This is a genomic window from Rhodohalobacter sp., assembly GCF_041686455.1.
Classification (GTDB): Bacteria; Bacteroidota; Rhodothermia; order Balneolales; family Balneolaceae; genus Rhodohalobacter.
The window spans coordinates 23555-32021 of the sequence record NZ_JAWLDW010000010.1 but is presented as its reverse complement, the minus strand read 5'-3'; the positions used below and the strand labels follow the sequence as shown (position 1 = coordinate 32021).

Sequence of the window (8467 nt, the reverse complement as noted above, 5' to 3'; positions counted from 1 at the left end):
AACAAACAAAAAATGCCCATCATACGATGGGCATTACATACGAGCCGGTCATTTATGGCCGGTATTTAATTCAGGGCACATTGTCCAACGGATTACCTGACCCGTTGTAATGCGATTTCCTCAAACCGCCTCAACATAGCTTCTCACTTACAAACCACGCCCTCTGTTCGGCGGAGATTTTATCTTGTCTCGATTTCCCGGGGTTAAAACCCCGGGCTATTATTTGATCACCCCTGACAGGGTTTTTCATCCTGAGACAATTTTTGAAATACACTAATGCTTTAACAACAATCCGGAATGCCTCGAAGCCGTATCCTCAATTTTTTTCCACACCATTCCAACAAACAAAAATGCCCATCAACTGATGGGCATCATATACGAGCCGGTTATTCATGACCGTTGCATTAGACATGGTATCTCTGTTAGTATCCGATAGGAAAATACAGCTCCTAACTAAGATTACATCAAATTTAGTCACCGCATAACCATAAAGATACCTTGTCTTGACTAAAAGAAATTATGAACGGGTCTGCCGACCCGTTCTACAATCAACCTACTCGCCAAACATATCCTGGTAATCGGCCATGGAGGCTTCAATCACTTTTTCGGCATATTCACGGTCATACACTCGATCTACAAAAACATCAGAGTCTTTTCCGGGAATCAGCTTATAAGTGCCAAAGTAGTGACGCAAACGCTCCACTATTACTTCAGGCAGATCAGACACATCTTTTACATCTGTATAGTAACGATCGTTGTCTAAAACAGAGATTATCTTATCATCCGCTTCACCGTTATCAATCATATGGAGTCCTCCAATAACACGAGCAGTTAGAATAACCTCAGCCCTGTCAATGGGACGCTCACTCAGTACGCAAATATCAAGCGGATCACCATCTCCTTTTTCGGTGTGTTCTGAAAGTCCACCAATGCGCTCACCACAATACGTTCTTGGAATAAATCCATAGAGTGAAGGAGGCATGGATGAACTGCGTTGCGGGCGATCCACACGCATATATCCGGTTAGTTTGTCAACTTCGTATTTAATTGCATCAAAGGAGGTTACCTCAATAAAGGCGTTCACTACTTTCGGTGATTCTTCACCAACTTCCAGGCCGTGCCATGGATGCGGGCGCCATCGATAAAAAGGGTTTGGGAAATTCACGTTGTTCCTAATTTTTTCTTTTCTATTTGATTGATTTGCTAAATGCATATCAGTGATTTACTCCATGATTGCATTCAGTTTTTCCAGGTTGTCTTCCAGACGAAGTGCATTAATAATATCATCAATATCGCCCTTCATGATATCATCAAGATTGTAAAGGGTCAGATTAATTCGATGATCCGTACATCGCCCCTGAGGATAGTTGTACGTTCGAATTTTCGCACTTCGGTCCCCTGTAGAAACCTGGCTTTTTCTGTCGGCTGCACGCTCAGAGCGGATCTTCTCCATCTCCATATCGTACAGCTTGGTCTTAAGCATAACTAATGCTTTCTCTTTGTTTTGATGCTGTGAGCGCTCTTGCTGACACTCAACCACAACACCCGAAGGCTCGTGAGTTAATCGAATTGCCGAGTCGGTTTTATTCACATGCTGACCACCGGCACCACTCGATCGGAATGTATCTACACGAATCTCTTTCATATCCAGTTTAATTTGGACATCGTCGTTCACCTCAGGCAAAACGGCAACCGTAGCCGCTGAAGTATGCACACGGCCCTGAGATTCTGTTTCAGGTACTCGCTGAACACGGTGAACACCGCTTTCATACTTCATTTTCCCATAAACCTCCGTTCCGGAAAGCTCATATACAATCTCCTTATAGCCACCCTTTTCACTTTCCGTGATGGAGAGCAAGTTTAATTTCCAACCTTGAGAGTCGGCATATCGTCGGTACATATCAAAAAGATCGCCGGCAAAGATAGCCGCTTCATCACCTCCTGCTCCGGCACGAACTTCTACAATACAATTTTTTGAGTCATCCGGATCTTTAGGAATGAGTTTATACTTGATCGCCTCTTCCAGCTCCTCAAGCTCGGTTTTTAACTCTTTATTTTCTTCCTTGGCAATTTCCGTGATCTCTGCATCTTCATTGGCTTCAATCAGTTCCTTATTGCCTTCAAGGAGATTGTGAATCTCTTTCCATCGATCGAAATCCTCAACCAATTCTTTTAGCTGGGTATGTTCTTTGGTGAGTTCAGCATATTCAGAGGGACGATCATAAATGGCGGGATCTGCCATGGCCTGATTAATCTCATCGTACCGCTCTTTGATCTGGTGTAATTTATCTTCTAAATCCATTCAAAACCTTGTTTTTAATAGAGCGTAAAGATATTGAATTATAGCCTTTATTCGAACTTATTAATTCAATTCGTTGAACTCATATTTAAAAGAACAACATCTTACAACAACACATCGAACATCTGCCGTTTACCGGGGTATTGTCTGCAAAATTTATTCTATCATTTACTACCTTACGCTCCACGGATTAAAAACCTCACTATTTCAGACGTAATTATGAAAAAACCACTCAGCACAACGTTTAAAATCGGATTTTTAGGCGCCGGGCAGCTTGCACGGATGTCATCACTCAAAATATTTGAACTTGGAATGCAGGTAGCCGTTTATTCTGATCGGGCGGAAAATGAACCTGTTCAGTTTATGACCCCTTACTCTTTTTCCGGTTCTTTCGATGATGTGGATGCCATGGTTGAATTTGCCAAAACGTGCGACTTGATAACCCTCGAAAATGAATTTATAGATTCAGAAATCCTGAAAGCTGTGCAGGAACAATCCGGGACCCCCATCTATCCTTCACCTGACAGTTTTGCGCTTATCGAAAATAAGCTGATTGAGAAACAGACGTTTAAAAATGCCGGCATCCCGGTCACACCTTACTCATTAATCAAAAGCAAAGATGATCTCATATCTTTTGGAGAAAAATATGGATGGCCATATCTGCTCAAATCCTCGAAAGGCGGGTATGACGGTTATGGAAATGAAACTGTAAAGAGTTCGGAAGAAGCCTTCACCGCTTTTGATAAACTTGGCGGAAATGACGGGCGCGATATCATCGCTGAGGCATTTGTAGATTTTACACACGAACTGGCCGTTCAGGTGGCCAGAAACAAAACAGGTCACGTTGTCTATCCATGCTGCGAAACAGTGCAGGAAAACCATATTAATGTAGCTGTTAAATCACCTGCCCAGGTCGGTGAAAAAGTTCGCCAAAGAGCTCAGCAGTTGGCCATAGCCGCTACCGAAGCAATTAATGGAAAAGGTATTTTTGCCTATGAATTTTTTCTAACCAAAGATAGGGAGTTACTGATGAATGAATCTGCCCCGCGCCCACACAATTCGGGCCATTATACAATTGAAGGAGCCATTACCTCCCAATTCGAGAGTCATGTGCGCGCTGTTTGTGATCTTCCGCTTGGAAGTACCGAACTTCGAAAACCGGCTGTTGTGATGATTAACCTACTGGGTAAACATAAACGCAACGCTGTAGTGGAAAATGCCGAGGAAGCTGTTGCCGAGCCCGATGGACACCTTCACTCCTACGGAAAACTAGAAAGCAAACCGGGACGAAAAATGTCACACTATACACTTCTCGGAGAAGATATGGATCAGACTTTTGAACGAGCCAGAAAGCTCACCGCTGGAATTGAAATTTAAACGGTTCACTGAGAGCACCCCAGATTGATGTAATTTGATGGGCATGAAATTACTTCAGTCAGTTAGTTATGAAAATTACCGATTCAACTCGATCAGAATAAGAAGCTTTTACTTTTAAATACAGTCTGATTCTATATATTTCAAAAATTGATCAATCACAATAAACCGCCAAATATGAAAACGATGCTTACCAATTCTCTAACACTTAAAAGTTTTATTCTGATTGCGGGATTTTTTTGGCTCGCTTCCGGGTGTGCGAATACCCAGCCTGCAATTCAGGAAACTCAGCAGGAAGATTCCATTGAAAGGTTAACCGAAGAAGATTATAAACGTGCAGAGTCCTTACTGGGTCAGCACACCAACTCATTGGTTTATAACACAACCTCAAACATGAACTGGCAGGATGATGGCCGAATCACATACCGACAAACCGTGCCCGGCGGTGCAGAATTTATGGTTGCTGATCCTCCAACCGGTGAGATAGACAAGGCATTTAATCACGAAGCTCTTGCTCAAACACTTTCCAGGTTAACAGAGAATACAATTGATGCCCTCGACTTGCCTTTCCGTGATTTTAGTTTTTCTGAAAATGGTTCCAAGATCAATTTTATGGCAAACGGAAATCTCTTTTCATGTGATATTGATGGATTAAACTGCGAATCGTCAGATGTGCAAAACCAGTATAGTCGATTTACTGAGTCACTCTCTCCCGATGGCTCAAAAGTAGCTTTTATCCGCGATTACAACCTCTGGATGCGGGATCTCGCCTCCGGTAGTGAAACACAACTCACTTTCGACGGGGAAAAAGATTACGGCTACGCAACCAACAATGCCGGGTGGACCAAGCGGGATGCCCCGGTTATGATTTGGTCTCCCGACTCAAAACGAATAGCTACATTCCAACAGGATGCACGTAATACGAAAGAGATGAACCTGGTTTCCACAGCCATTGGCCATGGAGAACTTCAACAGTGGAAATACCCGCTTCCCGGTGATAAACACATCTTTATGGTAGAACGCGTGGTCATCAATCTGGATGGTGAAGAGCCTGAACTTGTTCGTCTGGATATGGAGCCCGATTATCAGCGATCTACCATTACCGATCATATTGCAGGCCGCGACGGTTCATTGCTGGATACCGAGTGGAGCAGCGACAGCGAATCACTAGCCTTTGTCTCTGTATCTCGCGATCACAAAGAAGCTCACCTTCAAATAGCTGATGCAAACACCGGAGAAGTCACTTCCGTGCTGGATGAAAGACAGGACACCTTTTTTGAATCGGGTATTAACTCCATTAGCTGGAGATATCTCAAGGATTCAAACGAATTTATATGGTGGTCTCAGCGAGATAACTGGGGACATCTATACCTGTATGACGCAAACAGCGGTAGGCTGAAAAATCAAATTTCATCCGGTGACTGGAATGTGCGGGAAGTTTCTCACATTGATGAGCAAAATCGAGTCATCTATTTCATTGGTTCGGTTCATGAGGAAGGAGACCCATATTTCCAATACCTCTACAAAATCAATTTTGATGGCAGTGGACTTTCACTTCTAACTCCCGGAATTGCAAATCACGATGTAGACCTGAATGTTGAAGCCGGGATGCTGGTCGATACTTACTCCACTCCTGATACTCCACCGGTAACCGTAGTTCGTGATCTCGACGGTAACGAATTGATGGAACTGGCTGAAGCAGATATTACCGAACTGGAAGAGCATGGCTGGAAGGCTCCAACCCCATTTTCCGTGAAAGCCCGTGATGGTGTAACTGATCTTTACGGATTGATATATACCCCAACCAATCTGGACGAATCAAAATCCTATCCGGTGTTGAACTATCTCTATCCGGGTCCACAGAGCGGCAGTGTTGGAAGCCGTTCATTCAGGGCGTCCCGTTCTGATAAACAAGCCATGGCAGAACTTGGGTTTATTGTTGTGGAAGTTGACGCGCAGGGTACTCCGGGACGATCCAAGGAGTTTCATGATTTCTACTACGGCAATATGGGAGATAACGGAGTTCCTGATCAAATCGCAATGATTGAACAGCTCGCAGAACGCCACTCTTACATAGACATCGACAGAGTGGGTATTTATGGCCATTCGGGCGGTGGATTTGCATCAACGAGTGCAATACTGACCTATCCTGACTTTTATAAAGTAGCGGTGTCGGGTGCAGGAAATCACGATAACCGAAACTACACCGATGCCTGGGGCGAAAAATGGCAGGGACTGCTCGAAGAGACCGAAGACGGAACCAATTACGATAATCAGTCGAATCCTCTTTTAGCTGAAAATCTGAGAGGAAAGCTACTGATTACCCATGGCACCCTCGACAGTAACGTTCCGCCATATAATACATTGATCGTAGTAGACGCATTAATCGAAGCCAACAAAGACTTTGATATGATCATGCTGCCAAATCGTGGCCATGGTTATTACAGCGAACCGTTTATGATGAGAAAGCGATGGGATTACTTTGTGAAGCATCTCAAGAATACCGATCCGCCTAAAGAGTTCGAATTCGGTCAGAACTAAATATCATATTTTACGAAATAAATAATGCCCTGTTAGATATTCTCTGCAGGGCATTTTTTTTGATCAGATTACAAAAACTATCGAGGAAGAACCGGCGGAAAGATTCTTCAGGAAAATACAGAGATTTCTCCCGGTCTCGGTTTCATGGAATTGCTTGAAGACCCTGAAGGAAACCGAATTGCACTTCACTCCCATCATTAAGTAATGAGCTTTCCCTGATCCAATTCCATCGTGTAACATTTGCTATTGTATCAGGCTTAAATATGGTAGTTGGATCGAGGAATCTGCTCATAATTGTATAACAATTCCGATCTCATTTCGTATTGGAATAGTGAAGTGTAAGTTGAATCACAAATCCCCTTAACAAAATGTTGTACAACACTTTATCTATTTTCAAAAAAGACAACAACAGCACCAATCAAACATTTCAATTTTCATACCTAACCATATTGGGTCTGATAGCTACTCTTCTACTTATCACTGGCTGTGACCTGACCGACAGTGATCAAGAGGCAACTATTTTTGAAACAGATTTCAGAAGTGAAAGAGCAGATTGGGAATCACTTTATACCGGTTACCCGGTTGGCGACGAAAAGAATATGGAGTTCGACAATGGCATAAAATCACTTCCTGAACCATTAAACAGTTCGGAGAATGGTTACTACATAACGGCACTAAACCGAAGCGATAATGTAAAAATGCTTCTTAGAAATCAAATAGATGGGCTCGATCCAAATACAACATACAGCGTTCGTTTTACGGTACGTTTTGCCACCGAGGAACCATCCGGTTGTGCGGGAGTAGGCGGAGCACCAGGAGAAGCAGTTAAAGTCATTGCAGATGCATCCGAAATTCGGCCTGAGCCAATCATTGAGAATGAAGGAGATGACGGATACTATCTTCTGAATATTCAGTATATGGGTGACTCTCAGGAGTGGTACCAGAATGCAATCATGGGAAATATTGCAAACAGCCGCGAATGTGAAGATGGAGACGAGTTCGAAATTAAGGAAGTCTCTTCCGGGCTGAGTCACAGCACGGTTACAACCAATGAAAATGGTGAAGCCTGGCTTATATTTGGTACACGTTCGGGCTTTGAAGGTCAAACAGAACTTTATTACACCTATTTTAAAGCAGAGTTCAGAAAGTAGTTCACTCTTTCCCAATGAATTAGCTTAAATTCTTGTTGGTAGTAGGCCAAAGGTGAATCATATATCAATAAAGAATGAGTCTTAAAAAACCCGGTATCCCCTTCTCAATTCTGGATCTGGCAGTTGTGACGGAAGGGAGTTCTATTACAGGAGCAATTTCAAACAGCAGGGACCTTGCAATACAAGCGGAGGATCTCGGCTATAATCGTTTCTGGATGGCAGAGCATCATAACATGGAGAATATTGCCAGTTCTGCCACCTCCGTTCTCCTTGGACACATTGCCGAGGCAACCACCAAAATCCGTGTTGGGTCCGGAGGAGTGATGTTGCCTAATCACTCACCTCTGGTGATTGCAGAACAGTTTGGAACGCTTGCCTCGATCTATCCGGGAAGAATTGATCTTGGACTTGGGCGAGCGCCGGGTACAGATCAGGTTACTGCCAACGCCATTCGAAATGATCGCATGCAGCAGGTTCAAAAGTTTCCTAAGCATATCAAGCAGCTTCAACAGTATTTATCTACTGAAAACAGCACCGCTGCGGTACGGGCTTTTCCCGGCGAAGGCACTGAAATTCCGATCTGGATATTAGGCTCCAGTACAGACAGTGCATTTCTGGCTGCAGAGTTGGGTCTGCCCTACGCATTTGCCAGTCATTTTGCTCCTCAACAGCTAATGCCTGCCATTCAGCTATACCGCAGACATTTTAAACCATCCAAACAGCTCGATTCCCCCTACATCATGCCTCTCGTCAATATTATAGCATCTGAAACGGACGAGCAGGCTGAATATCTTTCCACATCCATGAAGCAGATGTTTATGGGTGTCATCACAGGAGAGCGCAAACCGATGCCACCTCCTGTGGACGATATGGACTCCATCTGGAATGAGCACGTAAAGTATGGAGTCAACCAAATGCTTACCTACTCTTTCATCGGCAGTAAAGAAACCATCGAAAAAGATGTAAACCATTTTATTGATCAAACCGGTGCAGATGAAATTATGATAGCCTCTTACATTTACGATCATAATGAAAGGGTGAAATCACACCGACTTTTCTCTGAAGTGATGAATGCAACAATTGCCTGATGATAATCAGCTTT

Annotated in this window: 6 protein-coding genes; 4 read left to right on the top strand and 2 right to left on the bottom strand. The window is 43.5% G+C overall.

Annotated features, from left to right (window positions below; genetic code table 11):
* Nucleotides 1-553 precede the first annotated feature (553 nt).
* A complete protein-coding gene (locus ACESM0_RS02615) occupies nucleotides 554-1213 on the bottom strand; it encodes an inorganic pyrophosphatase (RefSeq protein ID WP_372903359.1) in 660 nt (219 codons plus the stop codon).
* 9 nt (nucleotides 1214-1222) lie between these two features.
* Entirely contained in the window at nucleotides 1223-2302 is a 1080-nt protein-coding gene (gene prfA, locus ACESM0_RS02610; protein WP_372903357.1) for a peptide chain release factor 1, read from the bottom strand.
* A 216-nt stretch (nucleotides 2303-2518) separates the two neighbouring features.
* On the opposite strand from prfA, the gene ACESM0_RS02605 reads away from it, so the two are divergent.
* The 4 genes from ACESM0_RS02605 (at nucleotide 2519) to ACESM0_RS02590 (ending at nucleotide 8453) form a co-directional block, all read left to right on the top strand.
* Nucleotides 2519-3676 carry a 5-(carboxyamino)imidazole ribonucleotide synthase gene (locus ACESM0_RS02605; RefSeq protein WP_372903355.1) on the top strand — a complete coding sequence of 386 codons (1158 nt, stop codon included), beginning with the start codon at nucleotides 2519-2521 and terminating at the stop codon, nucleotides 3674-3676.
* A 174-nt stretch (nucleotides 3677-3850) separates the two neighbouring features.
* On the top strand, nucleotides 3851-6214 hold the full coding sequence (locus ACESM0_RS02600) for a S9 family peptidase (protein ID WP_372903353.1): 2364 nt from the start codon (nucleotides 3851-3853) through the stop codon (nucleotides 6212-6214).
* A gap of 368 nt (nucleotides 6215-6582) precedes the next feature.
* Entirely contained in the window at nucleotides 6583-7365 is a 783-nt protein-coding gene (locus tag ACESM0_RS02595) for a hypothetical protein (RefSeq protein WP_372903351.1), read from the top strand.
* Between the two features lie 74 nt (nucleotides 7366-7439).
* A complete protein-coding gene (locus ACESM0_RS02590; protein ID WP_372903349.1) occupies nucleotides 7440-8453 on the top strand; it encodes an LLM class flavin-dependent oxidoreductase in 1014 nt (337 codons plus the stop codon).
* Nucleotides 8454-8467 lie beyond the last annotated feature (14 nt).